The sequence below is a fragment of the Streptomyces sp. CY-1 genome (assembly GCF_047218265.1).
Classification (GTDB): domain Bacteria; phylum Actinomycetota; class Actinomycetes; order Streptomycetales; family Streptomycetaceae; genus Streptomyces; species Streptomyces niphimycinicus.
This window is the reverse complement of sequence record NZ_CP178393.1, coordinates 8,144,925-8,166,223: the sequence shown is the minus strand read 5'-3', so window position 1 is coordinate 8,166,223 and position 21,299 is coordinate 8,144,925. Positions and strand designations below refer to the sequence as shown.

The following is a 21,299-nucleotide window of genomic DNA, read 5'->3' as shown; positions in this document are numbered from 1 at the left end:
TCCCCTACGGATAATGCCGCCGGCGACGCGTGGAGCCGCATCAGACGTGCTTGTACTTCTTGACGGCGTCGTCCTTGGCCGTTTCATCGGCGAACTTCTGGCACTTCTTGATCGTCTCGGCGGGGGTCATCCGGCCCGCCATCATCTCGCCGAGCGCGCCGACGCCGATCTGCTGCTTCTGGAGCGTCACGTACCAGTCCTGGAGCCGCGGGTTGACCACGTTCTTGCCCGCCTTGGTCAGCGCCTCCTGCGCCGACGCCAGACCCGGCGGCAGGCTGAGGCCCTCGGTGCCGCCGTTGAGGGAGGAGAGCGAGGAGACCTGCTTGATGAAGTTCTTGGTGGACTTCTCACCGAGCATGATCCGCAGCAGCTCCATGCCGCCCTGCGGGTTCTTGGCCGCCTTCGGGACGATGAAGGGCTCACCGCCGGAGGCCCAGAGGGTGCCGAACGGCAGCTTGTCGCTCTTGTCCAGGCCGGACGGCGCGGCCACCGCCATCTGGAAGTCCTTGGGCGTGGTCTTCTTCGCCTCGTTCTCCACCCAGGAGCCGTTGGGGATGAACAGCGCCTTGCCCTGGTTCCACGCGGTCTGGGACTCGATGTGGGTCAGACCGGGGGTGCCCTTGAGGATGTAGCCCTTCTTGTAGAGCTCGTAGTACGCCTCGAAGGCGGCCTTGACGGCCGGGTGCTTCCAGGCGTTCGGCTCCAGGTTGTCGATCGAGTCCAGGACCTCCCGGCCACCGATCTTGGCGATGAAGGGGTAGAGGCTGAACGGCAGGTAGTAGGGGAACTTGCCGGGGTAGGTCCAGCCCGCGACCCCCTTCTTCTTCGCCGCCTCGCAGACCTTGAGCATGTCGTCCCAGGTCTCCGGGTACTCCATGTCGAGCTTGGCGAGATTGGTCTTGGAGTACCAGACGCCGTAGACGGTGTAGGCGTAGTAGAGGATCCACACCGGCTTGCCGTCGAACTGGCCCATCTCCACGACACCGGGGCGCAGGGTCTCGCGCACCGTCTTGCTGGGGTCGTCGAGGGAGGGCGCGTCCAGCAGCGGGGTGAGGTCGGTGAGCTGGTTCTTGCCGACCAGGGTGCCCATGTCCATCTGCTCGGCGCCGGAGTTGTCGACGAGGTCCGGCGGGGTGCCGCCGTTGAACCGCGGCTGGAGCACGGTCTGGATCTTCTGGGTGGCCGCGTGCTTGACCTTGCCCTTGGTCTTCGGGAAGGCCGCGGCGTACTCCGCCTCGGCGTCCTTGGCGTACTGCTGCCCGAAGCCGCCGTCGAAGATGACGACGTCGAGCGCGGCGCTCTCATTGACCGCGAGCGGGTTCTTGGCGCTCTTCTTGCCCTTGTCGACCTTCTTGGCGTCGTCGTCACCGCCACTGGCACAGGCGGACAGCGCGCTCATCGCGGGCACGGAGATCAATCCGAGCGCCGCCGAGCGCTTGATCAGATCGCGACGGCCGACATCTGAGGTGGATCCCATGCTCAAGTCCTCGCCTTCGTCAGGACTCAGGCGGTGTAACGGTTTCCCGTACATACTCGCCTCCGGCGAGGGGCCCGACACCGCGGGTCAGTTGAAGCGTCAAGCGGAGTATTGCTGGGTGTACGCCGGGGAGTGCGGATGACCCGCCGAGACCCTCCGATATGGGCCGCGGTGCGGCCTTCCCCCTGGGGCGACAGGTATAGTCCACTGGGCCTCATATGGGCAAGATCGAGAGGTCATCGGGTATCAGTCTTTCCCGAGTTGAGACCTGCCCGACATACCGTAGGCGGAGACAGTCCGTGCGGCACGCCGCCGTGCGCGCTCCCCGAAAGGCGGTTCCCGTGTCCCGGAAGCAGCTCACCCTCGCCACCAGCATTGTCGTGACCGCGACACTCGCGATCACCGCTGGGTGCGGCTCCGGCAAAGGGGGCTCGGCGGCCGGGGACAGCAAGGGCGGCGCGGCGATAGGCAAGGGCATGGCCCAACTGCCGGTGGAGCCCACCCAGGCACCGACCGAGGAGCCCACCGACGACCCCACCGACGACCCGTATGACGGGCCGTCGGACTCCCCCACCGGGGGCTCCGGCCTGATCACCCCGGACGCCAAGATGGGGACGTGCGGATGGGGTTCGGACGGCAAGCCCTACGCCAATGTGAAGATCAGCAACTCCGGCTCCAGCACCGCCTACTACTCGCTGCTGGTCGGCTTCGTCGACAGCTCGGACAAGGCCGTGACCACCGGGGTGGAGTCCGACGCGGCCGTGGCGGGCGGCGCCGACAAGACCATCAAGGTGACCGGGCTCAAGGCGGACAGCTCCCACACCGCGAAGAAGTGCCGGCTCTCGCTCGCCACCAAGTCCGACAGCGCCGACTGAGTCCGGCCGCGGCTCAGCCTCACTGACGACATACCAGACACATCCCCATCGGGCGCGCCGAAACGCCCCCATGGACACGGGCCGTACCACCGATGGCGGTACGGCCCGTGTCGTACCGTCCGCCACGCGCAGCCCAATTGGCGGTTGTCCGCATCCTTGACACCACCCTCCCCCTGCCTCCCTACTTATCTCTGCCCGACCCAGAGGACAACGTTGTCAGACTCGTTGAGAGGCTGCGTATGCGACAGAGACGACCACAGAGACGATGGCGTGGGATCGGACGGACGGCCCCCCTGGTGGCGGCCGTCCTGCTGGCGGTGACGGCCCAGGGCGGTGCGGTCGCCGCCCCCGTCGGCCCGGCCTCCGCGCACCACGCCGACCGCACCTTCGCCTCGTCCTTCGAGTCGGGCGACCCCCAGCCCGACTGGCGCGACACGGTCGAGACCGGACCCGACGGCGAGAAGAAGGCGTCCGGGGTGGACGGAGGCTACTCCTCCGGGATCCCCGGCAATGTCACCGACAAGGTCACCGAGGTCCGGGCGAGCGGGGAGAACACCGAGGGCGGGGAGGTCAAGGAGAACCTCGTCGACGGCGAGCTCACCAGCAAGTGGCTGGCCTTCGACACCACCACCGCCTGGCTCGAGTTCGATCTGAGCGAGCCGGTGAAGGCCGTCCGCTACGCCCTCACCTCCGCCAATGACGCCCCCGGCCGGGACCCGAAGGACTGGACCCTCAAGGGCTCGGCCAACGGTTCCGACTGGACGGCGCTGGACACCCGTAAGGACGAGACGTTCTCCTCGCGCCAGCAGACGCGGGAGTTCTCCTTCGACGGCGCCAAGGCGTACCAGCACTTCCGGCTGGAGATCACCCGCAACGCCGGGGACAACCTGATCCAGCTCGCGGAGGTGCAGTTCGCGACCGGCGACACCACGCCGCCCGCGCCCACCGACATGCGCACCCTGATCGACCGCGGCCCCACCGGCTCCCCCACCGCCAAGGCCAACGCGGGCTTCACCGGCACCCATGCCCTGCGCTACGCGGGCACCCATAAGCCGGACGGCCGGGCGTACTCGTACAACAAGGTCTTCGACGTCGACACGGCCGTCACCCGGGACACCCAGTTGTCCTACCGGATCTTCCCGTCGATGCCCGAGACCGATCTCAACTACCCGGCCACCCATGTCTCGGTCGATCTCGCCTTCACCGACGGCACCTATCTGAGCGATCTGCCCGGCGCGGTCGACCAGCACGGCGCCCGGATGAGCCCGCAGGGCCAGGCCGCCTCCAAGACGCTCTACGTCAATCAGTGGAACAACAAGGAGTCGCGGATCGGCGCGGTCGCCGCGGGCAAGACGGTCGACCGGATACTCGTGGCCTACGACTCCCCCAAGGGCCCCGCGCAGTTCCGCGGCTGGGTGGACGACATCTCGATCGCCCCCAAGGCGCCCGAGAAGCCGCTCGAGCACCTGTCGGACTACGCGCTGACCACCCGCGGCACCAACTCCAGCGGCAGCTTCTCGCGCGGCAACAACTTCCCGGCCACCGCCGTCCCCAACGGCTTCAACTTCTGGACGCCGGTGACCAACGCGGGCTCCACCGACTGGCTCTACCAGTACGCCCGCGCCAACAACGCCGACAACCTCCCCACCATCCAGGCGTTCAGCGCGAGCCATGAGCCCAGCCCCTGGATGGGCGACCGGCAGACCTTCCAGGTGATGCCGTCCGGTGCGAACGGCACCCCGGACGCCGGGCGCACCTCCCGCGCGCTCCCGTTCCGCCATGAGAAGGAGACCGCCCGGCCGTATTACTACGGGGTGACCTTCGAGAACGGTCTCAAGGCGGAGATGGCGCCCACCGATCACGCCGCGGCCATGCGCTTCACCTATCCGGGTGAGGACGCGAGCGTCCTCTTCGACAATGTCACGGGCGACGGCGGGCTGACCCTCGACGCCGAGCACGGCGTCGTCTCCGGCTACTCCGACGTCAAGAGCGGACTGTCCACCGGCGCCACCCGGATGTTCGTCTACGGCGTCTTCGACACCCCGGTGAGCGCGAGCGGCAAGCTGGACGGAGACGGCGGCAAGGATGTCACCGGCTACTTCCGCTTCAAGCCGGGGAAGGACCGCACCGTCACGCTCCGGCTCGCCACCTCGCTGATAGGCGTCGACCAGGCGAAGGCCAACCTCGACCGGGAGCTGCCCGCCTCGACGTCGTTCGAGCAGGTCAAGCGGGCCGCACAGGCGCAGTGGGACAGCATCCTGGGCCGGATCGAGGTCGAGGGCGCGGACCGGGGCCAGCTCACCACGCTCTACTCCAGCCTCTACCGGCTGTACCTCTATCCCAATTCCGCTTTCGAGAACACGGGGACGGCGGCGAAGCCCCGGTACCAGTACGCGAGCGCCTTCTCGCCGGGCACCGGGGAGAACACCCCGACCCACACCGGCGCGAAGATCGTCGACGGCAAGGTGTACGTCAACAACGGCTTCTGGGACACCTACCGCACCACCTGGCCCGCCTACTCACTGCTCACCCCCAAGCGGGCGGGCACGATGGTCGACGGCTTCGTACAGCAGTACAAGGACGGCGGCTGGATCTCCCGCTGGTCCTCGCCGGGCTACGCCGATCTGATGACCGGCACCAGCTCGGACGTGGCCTTCGCCGACGCGTATCTCAAGGGCGTGCGGTTCGACGCCGAGGCGGCGTACGAGGCGGCGCTGAAGAACGCCACCGCCGTGCCGCCCTCGTCCGGTGTCGGCCGTAAGGGCATGTCCAGCTCGCCCTTCCTCGGCTATACGAGCACCGAGACCCATGAGGGACTGTCCTGGGCGCTGGAGGGCTATCTCAACGACTTCGGCCTCGCGAACATGGGCAAGGCGCTCTACGCGAAGACGAAGAAGGCCCGCTACAAGGAGGAGTCCGAGTACTTCCTGCACCGTGCGCAGGGCTATGTCTCGCTCTTCGACGACAAGGCCGGCTTCTTCCAGGGCAAGAACGCGGCGGGTAAGTGGCGCGTGCCCTCCGACAAGTACGACCCCCGGATCTGGGGCTACGACTACACCGAGACCAACGGCTGGGGCTACGCCTTCACCGCGCCCCAGGACAGCCGGGGCCTGGCCAACCTCTACGGCGGCCGGGCGGGCCTGGCCAAGAAGCTGGACACCTACTTCTCCACCCCGGAGACCGCCTCCCCCGAGTTCGCCGGTTCCTACGGCGGCGTCATCCATGAGATGACCGAGGCGCGGGACGTCCGCATGGGCAACTACGGCCACAGCAACCAGGTCGCCCACCATGTGACATACATGTACGACGCGGCGGGCCAGCCGTGGAAGACCCAGGAGAAGGTGCGCGAGGTGCTCTCCCGCCTCTACACCGGCAGCGAGATCGGCCAGGGCTACCACGGCGACGAGGACAACGGCGAGCAGTCCGCCTGGTACATCTTCAGCTCGCTGGGCTTCTATCCGCTGGTGATGGGCGGCTCCGAGTACGCGGTCGGATCGCCGCAGTTCACCAAGGCCACGGTGCATCTGGAGAACGGCCGCGACCTGGTCGTCAAGGCCCCGCGCAACAGCGAGCGGAATGTGTACGTCCAGGGCCTGAAGGTCAACGGCAAGGCGTGGAACTCCACGGCCCTCCCCCACTCGGTGCTCGCCAAGGGCGGCACCCTGGAGTTCGCGATGGGCGCCAAGCCGTCGGCCTGGGGCACGGGGAAGAACGCCGCGCCGTCCTCCATCACCAAGGACGACAAGGTGCCCACCCCGCGCCACGACCTGACGGTGCCGAGCGGCGGCACGGCCCTGCTGGACAACACCTCGGGGACGGAGGCGACCTTCGAGACGGTGGACCTGCCGATCACGAAGGCGGGCCGCGTGGTCCAGTACACCCTGACCTCATCCGACCGGAGCAAGGCCCCGACCGGATGGGTACTCCAGGGCTCGCGCGACGGCGAGAAGTGGCGGGACCTGGACCGAAGGTCGGGAGAGACCTTCACCTGGAACAAGCAGACCCGCGTCTTCTCGGTGCGCACGCCCGGTACGTACGAGCACTACCGCCTGGTGCCGGACGGCAAGGCGACGCTGGCGGAGGTGGAGCTGCTGAGCTGAGCCGTTGGGTGGGCCGGGTCCGGCGTTCGGACCCGGCCTGCCCGGCTGTAGATGCCAGTGGGCGAGTCTGAACGCATTACTCGGCGGCCAGGCCCTCATCCCGACCGGGCCGCGGTCGCCGGGGGCCGACGCGAGCAGAGCGGATCGCGATGATGAGGCGGAGCACGATGGTCGCGGCTCCGGCGGCTGCCGCCACCCATACCGAGATGAAGAGATCGGGCACCCAGTTCATGAGCTGGCCCAGGCCGATCCGATCTGCCACCTGAGCCAAGGCGATCCAGGGCAACGCGCCCGCCAGGCACCACAGGGCGGTCAGGACGGTACGGCGCAACGGGGAGCTGGGCATGGCCGGGCGCCGGAGGAGCAGAGCCGAGCGTCCGGCCGTGAGGATCAGGGCCATCGCCAGGGTGGTGGCGCCCCCGATGGTCCAGTAGTAGAGGGATGCGGATGCGCTGCTTGTGGGCGCCCGGCCGTCCGCGAGGAGCCGTGCGGCGCCGAAACCGACCTGCATGACCGCCTCGTCCTGGAGGAGTTCGTACAGGTTTTGCTGGAGGACGACGGCGATGTTCCGCTTGGGCAGCAGGAAGAACATGGCCGAGTAGCCGGGGGTCGCGCCCGTGTGCCAGATGGCTTCGTCGAGTGGTGCGTCCAGGCCGCCGACTCGCCAGCCCAGTCCATAGCCGGTGCCGGTACCGGTGGGCTGGAGTCTTCCTTCTTCGCGCATCAGCCGCACGGATTCGGGGGTGAGAACGGTATCGCCATCGGCGGTCCTCCCGCCGCGGAGCTGGAACGAGGCGAAGGCGGCGAGGTCGTTGAGGTCTCCGCCCAGATAGCCGTAGCCCGCGCCGTGGTCGTCCACGCCGTCGGCGATCGCGGTCGGTAGGCCCCACAGGAGCTGGTGGCCCGGGGGGAGGTTTCGCTTCCGGGCCGATGCCTGGCCGGTGATGGCGCTGTCCATGTCCGCCGGGTCGAGCACGGCCTGTCTGAGGTGGTCGGCGAAGGGGCGCCCGGTGACGGACTCGACAACGGCGGCGAGCACGAGGTAGTTGGCGCTGGTGTAGGCGTACTCGGTGCCGGGTGGGCCGATCGGCCGCAGATCGTCCAGGTCGCCGACGCGCTCCGCTGGACGGGGGCAATCGGCGGCGAAGCAGTCGGTGACCTTGAGTGTGGCCGCCTCGGGTATGCCGCCGGTCTGGTTGAGCAAGTGACGGATCGTCACCCGGGACGCATGCGCGGCGCCGCCGAATCGAAAGTTCGGCAAGTGGTCGACGACCCGGTCGTCCAGGCGGAGACGTCCATCCTGAACGAGGACCATCACAGCGCTCGCCGCAATCGGCTTGGCAACCGAACCCCACAGGAACGGTGTGTCGGCCGTAACACGCTCGCCATGTCCATCCGTTCCCCAGGACCGCTGGTGCACCGGGCCGTCGGGTCCGACCACGGCGTAGGAAAGTCCGGGTGTGCGGGTGGCCTTCATCCGGTCCTGAATGTAGGCGTCGATCGCGGCGTAGCGGCTCGGGCGGGTGGCGGCCGGGGCGGCCGGGGCGGCCGGGGCGCACAGGAGCAAACAGAGCAGGAGGGCCACCGTACTCGCGGCGGCGCGCCGTGGGCGGAAGCGCATGGGATTCCTCACCGTTTCCCGAAGGCAGGATAACCGTATAGCTATACGGTTTTTACCGTACGGTGGTACGGTTATCAAGTGCCGAGGACCGCCGACCATGAAGAACGCCGACGTCAGATCGCCGTCGCCGTCTGCGAACTCATCGCAGAAGACGGGCTCGATGCCGTCACTGTCGCCCGTACGGCCACTGCGGCCGGGATATCGGTCGGACTGGTGCAGCACTACTTCCGCACCAAGGACGAGATGCTGCTGCATGCGTTCAATGAGGTCAGCGCGGCCATCCGGAGCCGGGCCGACGAGCGGATCCGGGCCGGGGTCGAGCACCAGCGACCCATCTCGCGGGTCCTGGCCGAGGCGATGGCCGAGTTCATCCCCCTGGACGAGACACGCCGCACCGAGTTTCGGGTCACCAGGGCGTTCGCCGGACGCGCGCTGGACACCCCCGCCCTCGCCGAGGTCGATGTCGAGACCGCCCGGCAGTTGCGCAAGGACATTGCACAGGCTGTCCACAACGGCAAGGAGTGCGGCGAGGTCGAGGCGGACCTGGACCCGTGGCCCGCGGCCGTTCGCCTCACCGCCATAACGGAAGGACTGGCGATGCAGGTCTACCGCGATCCCGCCGGAGCGAACGGAGTGTCCGCGGCCGAGATGTCGGCGTCGGTGATCGCCGCCGAACTGGCCGCCGTTTTCACCGGAGAGTGCCGCCAATACACAAAGGGGACCGACACGTAGCCCCGCGTCGGCGGGCGGGTGCGGCAGCGGGCAAGGTCCCTTCGACTGCGACGGCGTGGCATGATCCGGCGGCTCCTGGGGGCACAGCGTCGCACTCGACGCCAATAGGACCCTCGGCACTTCCCGCGCGAAAGACGGCTGGACGCCTGGACGGCTGAGCGGGAACCAGGGACCGGGCACGTCTGGTGTGCGGTTCGCTCCCCGCCGCCCCCGCCGTCTCGCGCCTTCGGCGCCATTGAGCACGGGCGGGCGGGGTGGGCGGTCGGCGCCGCCGCCGGCCGACGGCCGGTGGGGGCGGGCGCCGGTGGCGCATGAGGCCGGTGGGGGCGCGCCTTTCGCGCGACCTCCGCACAGGGGATGCTCGCCCTCCCGGCACCCCTCTCAGAAACGTTTGACAAATCGTTTGCGTCAGATCAAGCATCTCGGAGTGCCCCAGGGGTCGCCGGCCCCGGCATCCTGGAAGCCCAATGGCGCCGAAGGCGCGGAAAGACGCCCCGATACGAGTGGCCGAAGCTCAGGCAGCCTCGGCACGCTCGAACGCGGGCGCAGCGGGCGCGGCGAACCACACGATCCGCGCGGTGAATCCCTTCTCCCGCCCGAACCACCACGTCGCCCGTTCGGGTGAAGTGAGGGTGAGTCGGTGCCGCCCGTTGGCGGTGACGACGTGCGCGCTCCCGTCCTCGTACGCCAGCCCCCACGCGGCGATTTCGCCGTCCTGCATGCCCGGCTCCACCTCGTACTGCACGGCGACGGCGAAGACGCGGGGCGCCTGGTCGAGTGCGAGATCGCAGAGTTCCTGATCGAAGTCGAAGGCAGCCATGGAAGTCTCCCGTCGGGAAGGGGAATTGAGCCACGCACGTACAGTGACGTGATTCACACCGTAGCGGACTGCGACTAAACCTTTACTTGGTTGGCTTCAAATCCTTTACAGATACCCTCTTGTGGGGGACAAGGGAGGGAACCGACATGTCACCGAGCAAGCCGCCAACCGCGCGACGACAACGCCTGGGCGCCGAACTCCGCAAGCTCCGCGAGCGCGCGGGAATGTCGGCCGCGACGGCAGCGGGTCGCTTGGGTGGTAACCAGACCCAGATCAGCAACATCGAGGCGGGCCGCCACGGAGTGAGCGCTGACCGCGTCCGGACGCTGGCTCGCCTCTACTCATGCGCGGATCAGGACTACATCGACGCACTCGCCGCCATGACCGGCACGCGCACGCGAGGGTGGTGGGAGGAATACCGAGAGTTCCTGCCGATCGGACTGCTCGATCTGGCTGAGGTGGAGCACCACGCCACCTACGTACGCGTCGCCAACATGGTTCCCATCCCAGGGTTGCTCCAGACCACCGAACACGCACGCGTGGTCTTCAGCGCGGGCATCCCGCAACTCGCACCCTACGAAGTGGAGCACCGCGTCTCGCATCGCATCAAGAGGCAGGCGATCCTCCACGGGGACACCCCGACTCGGCTGACGGCCATCATTCACGAGGCCGCACTCCACATGGGGTACGGCAGCTCCACCGTGGTCCGTGGGCAGCTTCAGCACTTGATCGACATGGGCGAGCGGGGGAACATCACGATCGTGGTGATTCCGTTCGGCGCTGGGCCGCTACCCGGCTCCGGCCAGTCGGTCGACTACCTCGGTGGCTCAGTACGACAGCTTGATACTGTCCAGCTCGATTCAGACCATGGCAATCAGTTGCTCGATGCAGAGGCGCATCTCGTCAACTACCGGAGCGTGCTGGACCGTATGGAGAGCTACGCCCTCAAGCCCAAAGCATCGAGGGACCTCATCTACCGCATCGCGCAGAGCATCTGAGAGGAAACCAACGTGCCCGCCTGGCGAAAGTCCTCGTACAGCGCCCAAGGCTCCAGTTGCATATACGTCGCGGAGGTGCCCGCCAACTGGCAGAAATCCTCCTACAGCCAAGAGGGGTCCAACTGCCTCTACGTCGCCGCCACAGCGCCCCACACCATCGCGCTCCGGGAGAGCGACGAACCGGACGTCATCCTCACCACCACCCCCGCCGCCCTCGGCACCTTCATACGCGCGGCGAAGGGCGGCGCGTTCGACGGCCCTATTGGGGACCGGTAGTGGCGGCCTCCGCGCCGTCGTAGTGCAGGCGGGCGCGCTCGACCTCGGGCAGGTTCTCGGCCGACCACGTCGCGAGCGTGGCGAAGAGCGGGCCCAGGCTGCGGCCGAGGTCGCTGATCTCGTACTCCACCCGGGGTGGGACCTCCGGGTGGTAGGTACGCCGCACCAGCCCATCGCGCTCCAGTTGCCGCAGCCGCTGGGTCAGCACCTTCGGTGTGACCGCGCCGATGCGGCGTTGTAGCTCCACGAACCGCTGACGGCCGTGCTCATGGAGCGTCCAGAGGATGGGCGTGGTCCAGCGGCTGAAGACGATGTCGACCACGGGGGCGATCGGGCACGCCTGTTCCGGTTCCTCGGACATAGTCACTTTCCTCTAGGTACCTACTATCCCCACGATGCTAGCTTCACCGTGCCGCGGCGAGGACAACGTCTGACACTACGGAACGGGGAGTTGCACATGATCGTGGTAACCGGAGCGACCGGGAATGTGGGTCGGCCGCTGGTGGAGGCGCTTGCCGCAGTCGGCGAGCAGGTGACGGCCGTGTCGCGACGGCCTACCGGCGCGGAGTTGCCGGAGGGGGTACGTCACCATCGGGCCGATCTGGCCGACCCGGGGAGTCTGCGGCCCGCGCTGGACGGGGCCGACGCGCTCTTCCTGCTCTTCGCGGGCGAGTTGCTGGCCGGAACCGCACAGACCGGCGCCCTTCTGGACGTCGCGCGGTCGGCCGGCGTACGGCGCGTGGTCCTGCTCTCCTCCCAGGCCGCCGGGACCCGCCCGGAGGCGGTGTCCCACGCCCCCATGCGGGCGTTCGAGGACGCGGTCCGGCCGTCGGGTCTCGACTGGACGATCCTGCGGCCCGGGGGCTTCGCCTCGAACGCCTTCGCCTGGGCCGAATCCATCCGTAAGGAGCGCATGGTCGCGACGCCCTTCGCCGACGTCGGACTGCCGGTCGTGGACCCTGCGGACATCGCGGAGGTCGCGGCCGCCGCGCTGCGGGAGCCGGGCCACGCGGGGCGTACCTACGAACTCACCGGCCCGGCGCCGGTCTCCCCGCGCCAGCAGGCGCAGACGATCGGGGATGCGCTGGGCGAACCCGTACGGTTCACCGAGCTGAGCCGGGAGCGGGCACGGGCGGAGATGCTGCGGTTCATGCCGGAGCCCGTCGCGGACGGCACCCTCGACATCCTCGGTGAGCCGACGGCCGCCGAACAGCGGGTGAGCCCCGATGTCGAGCGGGTCCTCGGCCGTCCGCCGCGCGCCTTCGCCGATTGGGCAATGCGCAACATCGCGGCCTTCCGCTGATCCCGGAATGCCAGGATGGCCCGCATGGCTACCGTCCTGGCATTCCACGCCCACCCCGACGACGAAGCGCTGCTGACCGGGGGCACGCTCGCCCGACTCGCCGACGAGGGCCACCGGGTGGTGCTCGTGGTCGCCACGGACGGCCACATGGACGCCGCCCCGCCGGGCCGCGAGCCGCCTCGTATGCACGAACTGCGGAAGAGCGCGTACGTGCTCGGCGTCGACCGCGTCGTCCACCTCGGCTACGCGGACAGCGGTCACGGCCCGCTCTTCTACGCCGACCCGCCGGACCGTACGCGCTTCGCCCGGGCCGACACGGAGAAGGCGGCGGAACAACTGGCCGCGATCCTGCGCGAGGAGAACGCGGCGATGCTGCTCACCTATGACCCCAACGGCGGCTACGGCCACCGCGACCACATCAAGGTCCACGAGGTCGGCCGCCGCGCCGCCGAACTGGCCAAGACCCCCAGGGTGTTGGAGGCGACGATCCCCCGCGACACCGTCGAACGCCTGCTACGACTCGTACGTCTCCTGGGTATCCCCCTGAAGCTCGACCCCGCCGAGCTGAGCACCCGCTTCAGCCCCCGCTCGGCCATCACCCACCGCTACGACGTACGCCGCTACGCCCGCCAGAAGCAGGCGGCCCTGGCCGCCCACCACTCCCAGATGAACGGCACCGGCCGCATGAGCGCCGTCATGCGGAGGATGCTCCGGCTGCCCGCCCCGCTCTTCGGCTTGCTGCTGGGCCGAGAGTGGTACATCGACGCCTCCCCCTCCCGGCCCGCGCGACGCTAGCTGTCGGCGAACAGATCCTCGGCGCGGGAGGCGGTCACAGCACGGTCCAGCCAGGCGTCGAGGAGGTCCAGATCCGTGCACGACTGAATACGGTCACGGGTCTCGGCCGTAACCTCAAGCCCCCGAAGGCTGAGCACGCGCAGAACATCTTTCGCACCTTTTACAGCCTGGCCCTGAGCCTGGCCCTCTGCCCGAACCTCGGCGAAGGCGCGCTGGGCGTGCTCGGAACGGAAGAAGTTCAGCAGCGCAGACATCAGATCTCTCCAGATTTCTCGTGCCGGGGTGTCTCCGAGACCGGCTTCAACGAGTTCGGCGTAGATGGTCGCCTGGTTGGGGTCGAGAGTGTTGAGCGTGGTCGCCAATGCCTTCAGTATGGCATCGACGTTTTCGGTCTTACTATGCGTAATCGCCGAGAACATGGCCATCGGAACATCCCGGACCACGTCCTTCGCGTCAGTGACGACGGGAGTGTTGCCGGGACCCAGAACAAGTGGGCGAACTGTCAGGGATGGGTGGTCGGGGATGCCGAGCGTGATCGGGCGGGCGGCCCATCGGGCCGTGGACTCGTCCGGGCAGAGCACGACCAGCACCGGCTGGTGACCGAACTTCGCGTGCATGTACGAGAGGTAGTAGGCCCAGGCCGCCGGCTTTTTCGGGTCTCTTCTACTCTGCGACTCGATGGCGAATAAATATGTGCCGTCGCCCTTGGTCTCGACCTGGAGCAGTGTGTCCACGCGTCTTTCAATCGGCGCGATCTCGGTGAGGTCTGGGCTGACGACAAACGCCCTGTCCGGCTCGGGGAAGGGGACGCCGAGGAGTTGTCTGAGTGCTCGGACAATGGCCCCCGTGTCCTCCTGGAAAATCCGGTGGAGGGCCTCGTGTGAAGAACTGACCATGCGTCGAAACCTAGAGAGATGAGGGCAAGTGCCGGTGGCACTTGCCCTCATCTCACTCGATCGTAGGTCGCGGCTCTTCGGGTTGACTCACTCAGCCGCGCGCCACCGCGAAGACGTGGAGATCGGCGTTGTCGGGCAGGGTCACGCTCTTGACCGTCTTGCCCTCGGGGACGCGGAACGCCTTCGTGGCGAAGATGTACGCGTCGACCACATCCTTGTCGCCGCCACTGATGTTGCGGTAGCCGGTCTTGGCGAGGGTCACGTTCCCGTACTGGACCGTTCCGCCGCCGCCTCCCACCGTCCAGTCGGTGAAGGACAGGTCTGCCTCACCCGAAGTGCCGTCGGTGTAGGTGACCTTGGCGGTGGCCTTCTGGTTGCCGTTGACGGCGCTGCCGATGAAGGAGAGGCCGGTGGACGGGGGCAGCGTGATGGTCCGGCCGGTGGTGGAGGCGTTGTCGGGGCGGCCGGGCGGGGAGGCGGGCCAGGTGTAGTCCAGGCCCTGGGTGGTCCCCTTGGCGCCCGGCGCGAGACCGGCGGCGGCGAGGGCCTGGCGGGAGTAGCTCCAGCCGCCGCCGTCGTAGTCGCCCTCGTCGTGCTCGCCGTCGTCGTCGGTCGCGCCGGTGTTGTTGTACGCGGCGAGCAGGGTGCCGGGGGCGGCGACGGTCAGTGTGATCGGCTGGACGACCTTGGTGTCCTCGCTGGTCACCGTCACCTTCGCATCGTAGAAGCCCTCGGCCGTGTCCTTCCCCGCGCGCAGGGAGATCTCCGCCGTGCCGTCCGGGCCCACCGTCCCGGAGGCGGGTGAGGCGGTGAGCCCGTCGGGGGCGTCGGCGGTGAAGCGCACCTCGGGGCGGTCGCCCTCGCCGACCGGGACGGCGGCCACCTTCACGGTCAGGCTCTCGCCCGGGGCGAGCGTGCCCGTGGTCGGTCCGACCCCGATCTGGTACGGCTGCTCGCCCTCGCGGAAGGAGGGCGGGGCGTCGGACGGGGACGCGCCCCAGGCGCGGTCGGGGGCGTCGGACAGGGTGTAGTCCAGCGTGCCGCCGTGCCGTACGAAGGACTCCGGCAGCCAGGGGCGGTCGCTCGCCCGCCCGTTCACCTTCAGCGACTGGACGTACGGCGCGTCGGGGGCGGCCTGCGGGGCGCGGATGGAGATGTCCCGGGCGCCGCGGTCGATCTCGATCCGCGGGAAGAGGGGCGAGGCCAGGACGAGTTCGGCGCGGGAGGGCACCTGCGGGTACATGCCGAGGGCGGAGAAGACGTACCACGAGGACATCTCGCCGAGGTCGTCGTTGCCGGGGATGCCGTCGGGCGCGGTGGTCCAGAGCCGGCGCATCGCGGCGCGCACGGTCTCCTGGGTCTTGTACGGCTGCCCGGCGTACGCGTAGAGGTAGGGGACGTTGATCGACGGCTCGTTGTCCAGCTCGGACTTCTCGCCGCCCGCCCCCGTGAGCGCCCAGCCCCCGTCGGCGTCGTGGAAGAAGGCGTCCAGGCGCTTGATGGCGGCGTCCTTACCGCCCATCGCGGCGAAGAGACCAGCGGGGTTGTGCGGGACCATCCAGGTGTACTGGGCGCTGGTGCCCTCGACGAAGCCGTTGCCGGTGGCCGGGGTGAAGCCGGTGACCCAACTGCCGTCGGCCTTACGGTTGGCGATATAGCCGCCGCTCTGCGGGTCGGCGGCGGCGTTGAAGTTGTTCTGCCACCACTGGGCGCGGTGCGCGAAGGTGTCCGCGGTGTCCTTACGGCCCGCGGCCCGCGCCAACTGCGAGAGGGCGAAGTCCGCGCCGGACATCTCCAGGGTCTCGGCCGCGCCGCCCCAGGCGTTGGAGACGGACGGCATGTAGTGCAGCTTGAGGTACTTGTCGAGGGAGGGCCGCTGGCCGGCCGACATGATGGGCTTGCCCGCCGGGCTGAGGTCCTTCTCGGTCGGCACGGTGGCCGCCTTGAGGAGCGAGTCGAGGGCGGCGTCGAGGTCGAAGTCGCCGCCGCCGAAGGCCCGGATCCCGGCGAGGGCGGCGGCCGACGGATCGCCGTTCATCACATGCGTCCCCGAGGCGCCCTGGAGCCAGCGGTCCCAGACGCCGCCGTTCTGCTGGGCGAGGTTCAGCAGGGACTGGGCGATGTCGGAGCCCGCCTCCGGCTCCAGCAGGGTGAGCAGTTGGAGCTGGGAGCGGTAGATGTCCCAGCCGGAGAACGTGCCGTACTGGGCCCGGTGGCCCCGGCTCACCCGGTGCACCTCACCGTCGCTGCCCCGGTAGCGGCCGTCGGTGTCGCTGATGACGTTGGGGTGCAGCAGCGAGTGGTAGAGCGCGGTGTAGAAGGCGGTGCGGTCCGCGTCCGCGCCGCCGCCGACCCGGATCGCGGACAGTTGCCGCCGCCAGGCGTCGTACGCCGCGGTGCGCACCTGGTCGAAGCCGCGCCGCGGCGGGTTCTCGGCGGCGAGGTTGGTCCGGGCGCCCTTGTCGCCGACGTAGCTGATGCCGACCTTGACGCCCACCCGGCGGGTGCCCGGGGCGAATTGGAGATAGCCGCCGGAGCCCTTCCCGGCCACCGGACGGCCGTCGGTGCCAAAGCCGCCGGAGCCGCCCTTCGCACTGGTGGTGCCGGGCCGCAGGGTGCCGTCCTGCCAGGTGCCCTGGGCGGTGAACGCGGTGTCGAAGACCGCGGTGAAGTGCAGGGTGTAGTAGCTGCGGCGCCCCTCGGGGTCGAGATAGCCGCAGAAGTTGCCGCCGGTGACCGAGCCGGAGACGGTGCGGCGCGCCGGGTCGATGGTGAGATCGGCGTCGCTGCTGCCGACCTCGGAGGAGGAGGTGCGGATCAGCAGGGAGGCGGTCTTGTCCGCGGGGTAGCTGAAGCGGGCCGAGCCGGTACGGGCGGTGGCGGTCAGCTCCGCGCCGGCGCCGGAGGCGAGGGAGACCTTGTAGCGGCCGGGCTCGGCGGTCTCGTCGGAGTGGCTGAAGTCGGAGGCGTAGACCTGGTCCTTGGTGTCGGCGGCGGGTGAGGAGGTGACCTCGCCCACATGGGGGAAGAAGGGGATGTCCCCCGCGCCGCCCGCACAGCCGGTGCCGGACATATGGGTGAGGCTGAAGCCGCGGACGCGGGTGGCGTCGTAGTGGTAGCCGCCGGGCGCGGCGGTACGGGTGGCGTCGCCGCGGGTGTTCTCCGGGCTCCACGACAGCATGCCGAAGGGGGCGACGGCGCCGGGGAAGGTGTTGCCGCCGGCCGAGCTGCCGATCAGCGGATCGACATACGCCGCCGGATCCTTGACCAGCGTCGGCGGCGGAGCGGCCGACGCTGGCGCGGTGGCCGCGGTGGCGAGGAGCCCCGCGGTCAGGGCCGCGGCCGCCAGGGCGGCCAGGAGTCTTGAGGGCATTGCGGTCCCACCTTGTCGGAAGGGCCGCGATCACCGGGTCGAACAAGCCGTGGGGACCGTACCGCACGGGGGCCGTCGGCCGTAAGAGTGCGCGAACGGTCTTGACAGGGACACCCGGTTGGCGGCGTACTGATCGTTAAAGTCATGCTGACAACGTTGTCGCGTTCGCCGGTCGAGCAAGCCGCTTCCGCGTACCGACAATTCCCTCACCGGACGCGCCATCATGGGCTCATGATCCTCCGCCAGTTGCGCGACACCGACGAGGACGCCGAGGCCGCCTGGGAGGTGGTGGCCGCCGCCTTCGGGGACGCCGCCGCCCTCGCGGGCAAGGACGACTGGCCGCCGGGGTACGTCGCCGAGATCCACGACCGGCACCGGCATCTCGCCCGTACCGACCCGGGCGGCTGCTGGATCGCCCTGGACGGCGCCGGGATGCCGCTCGGCGTGGCGCTGTCCGCGCGGCGCGAGGGCACCTGGGGGCTCGCGCTGCTCGCGGTGCTGCCCCGCGCCCAACGGCAGGGCGTGGGACGTGAGTTGCTGGCCGCCGCGCTGCTGTACGGACGGGGCTGCCTGCGCGGCATCATCTGCGGCTCCGAGGATCCGCGCGCGGCGAGCACCTACCGGCGTGCGGGATTCGCGCTGCATCCGGCGATGCGGCTGCGCGGCACCGTCGGACCGGAGACCAAGGAGCGGCTGTCCCCGCCCGACGGCGCCGTCCACGAGGGCGTGGCCCGGCACCGGGATCTGCTGGACTCGGTGGACCGCCGCACCCGGGGCGGCGCGCACGGCGCCGACCACGAACTGCTCCTGCGCCAGCGGCGGCTGCTGGTCGTGGACGACCTGGCGGGCAGCGGCTACTGCTACGTCGCCGAGGACGGCAAGGTCGAGCTGCTGGCCGCGACCTCGCGACGGCTGGCGAAGCGGCTGCTGACGGCGGCTCTGCTGTGCCTTCCGGAGGGCACCGACGCCCGGGTCCCGGCGCTGACGGCCGAGCAGCAGTGGGCGGTGGACGTGGGGCTCGAGGCCGGGCTCGAGCTGTCCACCGGCGGCTATGTGTGTCTGCGGGGGATGCCGCCGCCGACGCCGTACATCCCCTCCGGGACGTTTCTCTGATCGCAAGGCATCTGGTACGCGGACGGGCCGCACCCCGCCGGGGGTGCGGCCCGTCGCCGCTGCCGTAAGCCGTGCTTACTTGCGGATCAGCGAGCGCAGCACGTACTGCATGATGCCGCCGTTGCGGTAGTAGTCCGCCTCGCCGGGGGTGTCGATGCGCACCTTGGCGTCGAACTCCACCCCGCCGGCCTTGACCTTGACCGTCTCCGGGATGCCGCCCTCGTTGAGCGCGGTGACGCCGGTGATGTCGAAGGTCTCCTCACCGGTCAGGCCCAGCGACTCGGCCGAGGCGCCCTCGGGGAACTGGAGCGGCAGGACGCCCATGCCGATGAGGTTCGAGCGGTGGATGCGCTCGTACGACTCGGCGATGACGGCCTTGACGCCGAGCAGCGCGGTGCCCTTCGCGGCCCAGTCGCGGGACGAGCCGGAGCCGTACTCCTTGCCCGCCAGGATGACCAGCGGGGTCCCGGCGGCCTGGTAGTTCTGCGACGCGTCGTAGATGAAGGAGACCGGCCCGCCGTCCTGCGTGAAGTCGCGGGTGAAGCCGCCCTCGGTGCCCGGCGCGATCTGGTTGCGCAGCCGGATGTTGGCGAAGGTGCCGCGGATCATGACCTCGTGGTTGCCCCGGCGGGAGCCGTAGGAGTTGAAGTCACGACGCTCGACACCGTGCTCGGTGAGGTACTTGCCGGCCGGGGTGTCGGCCTTGATCGCACCGGCCGGGGAGATGTGGTCGGTGGTGACCGAGTCGCCCAGCTTGGCCAGGACGCGGGCGCCGGTGACATCCTCGACCGGGCTCGTCTCCATGGTCATGCCCTCGAAGTACGGGGGCTTGCGCACGTAGGTGGACTCGGCGTCCCACTCGAAGGTGTTGCCGGTCGGGATCGGCAGGGCCTGCCACTGGGCGTCACCGGCGAACACGTCCTGGTAGGACTTGTTGAACATGTCCTCGCCGATGGCGTTGGCCACGACGTCGTTGACCTCGGCCTCGGTCGGCCAGATGTCCGCGAGGAAGACCGGCTTGCCGTCCTGGTCGGTGCCCAGCGCGTCCGTGGTGATGTTCACCTTCATCGAACCGGCGAGGGCGTACGCGACGACCAGCGGCGGGGACGCCAGGTAGTTCATCTTGACGTCGGGGTTGATCCGGCCCTCGAAGTTCCGGTTGCCGGAGAGCACCGAGGTGACGGCGAGGTCGGCCTCGTTGACGGCCTTGGAGACCTCGTCCGGCAGCGGGCCGGAGTTGCCGATGCAGGTGGTGCAGCCGTAGCCGACGAGGTTGAAGCCGACCTTGTCCAGGTAGGGGGTCAGGCCCGCCTTGTCGAAGTAGTCGGTGACGACCTTCGAGCCCGGGGCCAGGGTGGTCTTGACCCACGGCTTGCGGGTCAGGCCCTTCTCCACCGCCTTCTTGGCCACCAGCGCGGCGGCGACCATGACGTACGGGTTGGAGGTGTTGGTGCAGGAGGTGATCGCGGCGACGGTCACGGCGCCGTGGTCGATCTCGTACGTCGACCCGTCGGGGGCGGTCACCAGGGTCGGCTTGGTGGGCACGCCGTTGGAGACGGCCGGGGCGTCGGAGGCCGGGAAGGACTCCTTGCCCGCCTCGTCCTCCTCCGCCTCGGCGACGTAGTTACGGACGTCCTGGGCGAACTGCTGCGCCGCCTCGGCGAGCACGATGCGGTCCTGGGGCCGCTTGGGACCGGCGATCGACGGGACGACCGTCGACAGGTCCAGCTCCAGCTTCTCGGAGAAGTCGGGCTCGGCGGCCGGGTCGAGCCACAGGCCCTGCTCCTTGGCGTACGCCTCGACGAGCGCGACCTGCTGCTCGGAGCGGCCGGTGAGCTTGAGGTAGTTCAGGGTCTCGTCGTCGATCGGGAAGATCGCGGCGGTGGAGCCGAACTCCGGCGACATGTTGCCGATGGTGGCGCGGTTCGCGAGGGAGGTGGCGGCGACGCCCTCACCGTAGAACTCGACGAACTTGCCCACGACGCCGTGCTTGCGGAGCATCTCCGTGATGGTCAGCACGAGGTCGGTGGCGGTGGTGCCGGGCTTCAGCTCGCCGGTCAGCTTGAAGCCGACGACGCGCGGGATCAGCATGGAGACCGGCTGGCCCAGCATCGCGGCCTCGGCCTCGATGCCGCCGACGCCCCAGCCGAGCACGCCGAGGCCGTTGACCATGGTGGTGTGCGAGTCGGTGCCGACCAGGGTGTCCGGGTACGCCTGGCCACCCCGGACCATGACGGTGCGAGCCAGGTGCTCGATGTTGACCTGGTGGACGATGCCGGTGCCCGGGGGGACGACCTTGAACTCGTCGAAGGCGGTCTGGCCCCAGCGCAGGAACTGGTAGCGCTCCTTGTTGCGGCCATACTCCAGCTCGACGTTCTGCGCGAACGCGTCGTTGGTGCCGAACTTGTCCGCGATGACGGAGTGGTCGATGACCAGCTCGGCCGGGGCCAGCGGGTTGATCTTCGCCGGGTCGCCGCCGAGCTCCTTGACGGCCTCACGCATGGTGGCGAGGTCCACCACACACGGCACACCCGTGAAGTCCTGCATGATCACGCGGGCCGGCGTGAACTGGATCTCCTGGCTGGGCTGGGCCTGCGAGTCCCAGTTGCCCAGGGCGCGGATGTGGTCGGCGGTGATGTTCGCGCCGTCCTCGGTGCGGAGCAGGTTCTCCAGCAGCACCTTCAGGCTGTATGGAAGCCGGGCCGACCCCTCGACCTTGTCCAGCCTGAAGATCTCGTACGATTCGTCGCCCACCTGCAAGGTGCTGCGGGCGTCGAAGCTGTTCGCCGACACGACAGTCTCCTTCATGCATGATTTCGCGCGTACCACCGCAATGCTGCCGTCACATGCCCGCGCCGATCCGCTAAGGTATGGCTAAGTTAGGTAAGCCTTACCGGTGCGGGGCGGCGATGCGTCCTCC

General features: G+C 69.1%; 15 protein-coding genes. 8 read left to right on the top strand and 7 right to left on the bottom strand.

The window, feature by feature from the left end; genetic code table 11:
- Window positions 1-40: 40 nt before the first annotated feature.
- Window positions 41-1,477 (bottom strand): N-acetylglucosamine/diacetylchitobiose ABC transporter substrate-binding protein, encoded by a 1,437-nt coding sequence (gene ngcE, locus ACK1X7_RS35115; protein ID WP_385146623.1) that lies wholly within the window; start codon window positions 1,475-1,477, stop codon window positions 41-43.
- A 341-nt stretch (window positions 1,478-1,818) separates the two neighbouring features.
- On the opposite strand from ngcE, the gene ACK1X7_RS35110 reads away from it, so the two are divergent.
- Both ACK1X7_RS35110 and ACK1X7_RS35105 read left to right on the top strand, forming a co-directional pair.
- Window positions 1,819-2,352 carry a PT domain-containing protein gene (locus ACK1X7_RS35110; protein WP_385146621.1) on the top strand — a complete coding sequence of 178 codons (534 nt, stop codon included), beginning with the start codon at window positions 1,819-1,821 and terminating at the stop codon, window positions 2,350-2,352.
- Between the two features lie 239 nt (window positions 2,353-2,591).
- Complete coding sequence (locus ACK1X7_RS35105) at window positions 2,592-6,452, top strand: GH92 family glycosyl hydrolase (protein WP_413116116.1); 3,861 nt, start codon at window positions 2,592-2,594, stop codon at window positions 6,450-6,452.
- A gap of 76 nt (window positions 6,453-6,528) precedes the next feature.
- On the opposite strand, the gene ACK1X7_RS35100 is transcribed toward ACK1X7_RS35105, so the two are convergent.
- Window positions 6,529-8,073 (bottom strand): serine hydrolase domain-containing protein, encoded by a 1,545-nt coding sequence (locus ACK1X7_RS35100; RefSeq protein WP_413116115.1) that lies wholly within the window; start codon window positions 8,071-8,073, stop codon window positions 6,529-6,531.
- A 78-nt stretch (window positions 8,074-8,151) separates the two neighbouring features.
- Here ACK1X7_RS35100 and ACK1X7_RS35095 point away from each other — a divergent pair, with 78 nt between their 5' ends.
- Window positions 8,152-8,805, top strand: a complete 654-nt coding sequence (locus ACK1X7_RS35095; RefSeq protein WP_390792765.1) for a TetR/AcrR family transcriptional regulator — start codon at window positions 8,152-8,154, stop codon at window positions 8,803-8,805.
- 514 nt (window positions 8,806-9,319) lie between these two features.
- On the opposite strand, the gene ACK1X7_RS35090 is transcribed toward ACK1X7_RS35095, so the two are convergent.
- Window positions 9,320-9,625: a hypothetical protein gene (locus ACK1X7_RS35090; RefSeq protein ID WP_385146613.1), complete on the bottom strand. Its 306-nt coding sequence runs from the start codon at window positions 9,623-9,625 to the stop codon at window positions 9,320-9,322.
- A 146-nt stretch (window positions 9,626-9,771) separates the two neighbouring features.
- Here ACK1X7_RS35090 and ACK1X7_RS35085 point away from each other — a divergent pair, with 146 nt between their 5' ends.
- Window positions 9,772-10,623: a helix-turn-helix domain-containing protein gene (locus tag ACK1X7_RS35085; protein ID WP_385146611.1), complete on the top strand. Its 852-nt coding sequence runs from the start codon at window positions 9,772-9,774 to the stop codon at window positions 10,621-10,623.
- 12 nt (window positions 10,624-10,635) lie between these two features.
- Complete coding sequence (locus tag ACK1X7_RS35080) at window positions 10,636-10,899, top strand: DUF397 domain-containing protein (protein ID WP_385146609.1); 264 nt, start codon at window positions 10,636-10,638, stop codon at window positions 10,897-10,899.
- Here ACK1X7_RS35080 and ACK1X7_RS35075 read toward each other — a convergent pair.
- Entirely contained in the window at window positions 10,883-11,260 is a 378-nt protein-coding gene (locus ACK1X7_RS35075) for a winged helix-turn-helix transcriptional regulator (RefSeq protein ID WP_385146607.1), read from the bottom strand. The two genes, ACK1X7_RS35080 and ACK1X7_RS35075, sit on opposite strands and share 17 nt — an antisense overlap.
- Window positions 11,261-11,356: 96 nt before the next feature.
- Between ACK1X7_RS35075 and ACK1X7_RS35070 the strand changes: the two genes are divergently transcribed.
- The gene (locus ACK1X7_RS35070; protein ID WP_413116114.1) at window positions 11,357-12,202 is read left to right on the top strand and encodes an NAD(P)H-binding protein; all 846 of its coding nucleotides are present in this window, start codon (window positions 11,357-11,359) and stop codon (window positions 12,200-12,202) included.
- Window positions 12,203-12,226: 24 nt separating this feature from the next.
- Window positions 12,227-12,997, top strand: a complete 771-nt coding sequence (locus ACK1X7_RS35065; protein WP_398159962.1) for a PIG-L deacetylase family protein — start codon at window positions 12,227-12,229, stop codon at window positions 12,995-12,997.
- Here ACK1X7_RS35065 and ACK1X7_RS35060 read toward each other — a convergent pair.
- Both ACK1X7_RS35060 and ACK1X7_RS35055 read right to left on the bottom strand, forming a co-directional pair.
- A complete protein-coding gene (locus ACK1X7_RS35060; protein WP_385142364.1) occupies window positions 12,994-13,893 on the bottom strand; it encodes a hypothetical protein in 900 nt (299 codons plus the stop codon). The two genes, ACK1X7_RS35065 and ACK1X7_RS35060, sit on opposite strands and share 4 nt — an antisense overlap.
- A 91-nt stretch (window positions 13,894-13,984) precedes the next feature.
- Window positions 13,985-17,266: a GH92 family glycosyl hydrolase gene (locus tag ACK1X7_RS35055; RefSeq protein WP_413116113.1), complete on the bottom strand. Its 3,282-nt coding sequence runs from the start codon at window positions 17,264-17,266 to the stop codon at window positions 13,985-13,987.
- 231 nt (window positions 17,267-17,497) lie between these two features.
- On the opposite strand from ACK1X7_RS35055, the gene ACK1X7_RS35050 reads away from it, so the two are divergent.
- Complete coding sequence (locus ACK1X7_RS35050) at window positions 17,498-18,379, top strand: GNAT family N-acetyltransferase (RefSeq protein ID WP_385142360.1); 882 nt, start codon at window positions 17,498-17,500, stop codon at window positions 18,377-18,379.
- Between the two features lie 75 nt (window positions 18,380-18,454).
- Here the strand turns inward: ACK1X7_RS35050 and acnA are convergent, their stop codons facing one another.
- Window positions 18,455-21,172: an aconitate hydratase AcnA gene (acnA, locus tag ACK1X7_RS35045; RefSeq protein ID WP_385142358.1), complete on the bottom strand. Its 2,718-nt coding sequence runs from the start codon at window positions 21,170-21,172 to the stop codon at window positions 18,455-18,457.
- Between the last annotated feature and the right edge of the window lie 127 nt (window positions 21,173-21,299).

Coding starts and splice junctions, on each gene's coding strand:
- ACK1X7_RS35070 (WP_413116114.1), top strand. CDS start 11,357: ATGATCGTGGTAACCGGAGCGACCGGGAATGTGGGTCGGCCGCTGGTG.
- ngcE (WP_385146623.1), bottom strand. CDS start 1,477: ATGGGATCCACCTCAGATGTCGGCCGTCGCGATCTGATCAAGCGCTCG.
- ACK1X7_RS35065 (WP_398159962.1), top strand. CDS start 12,227: ATGGCTACCGTCCTGGCATTCCACGCCCACCCCGACGACGAAGCGCTG.
- ACK1X7_RS35060 (WP_385142364.1), bottom strand. CDS start 13,893: ATGGTCAGTTCTTCACACGAGGCCCTCCACCGGATTTTCCAGGAGGAC.
- ACK1X7_RS35085 (WP_385146611.1), top strand. CDS start 9,772: ATGTCACCGAGCAAGCCGCCAACCGCGCGACGACAACGCCTGGGCGCC.
- ACK1X7_RS35055 (WP_413116113.1), bottom strand. CDS start 17,266: ATGCCCTCAAGACTCCTGGCCGCCCTGGCGGCCGCGGCCCTGACCGCG.
- ACK1X7_RS35105 (WP_413116116.1), top strand. CDS start 2,592: ATGCGACAGAGACGACCACAGAGACGATGGCGTGGGATCGGACGGACG.
- ACK1X7_RS35075 (WP_385146607.1), bottom strand. CDS start 11,260: ATGTCCGAGGAACCGGAACAGGCGTGCCCGATCGCCCCCGTGGTCGAC.
- ACK1X7_RS35100 (WP_413116115.1), bottom strand. CDS start 8,073: ATGCGCTTCCGCCCACGGCGCGCCGCCGCGAGTACGGTGGCCCTCCTG.
- ACK1X7_RS35090 (WP_385146613.1), bottom strand. CDS start 9,625: ATGGCTGCCTTCGACTTCGATCAGGAACTCTGCGATCTCGCACTCGAC.
- ACK1X7_RS35050 (WP_385142360.1), top strand. CDS start 17,498: ATGATCCTCCGCCAGTTGCGCGACACCGACGAGGACGCCGAGGCCGCC.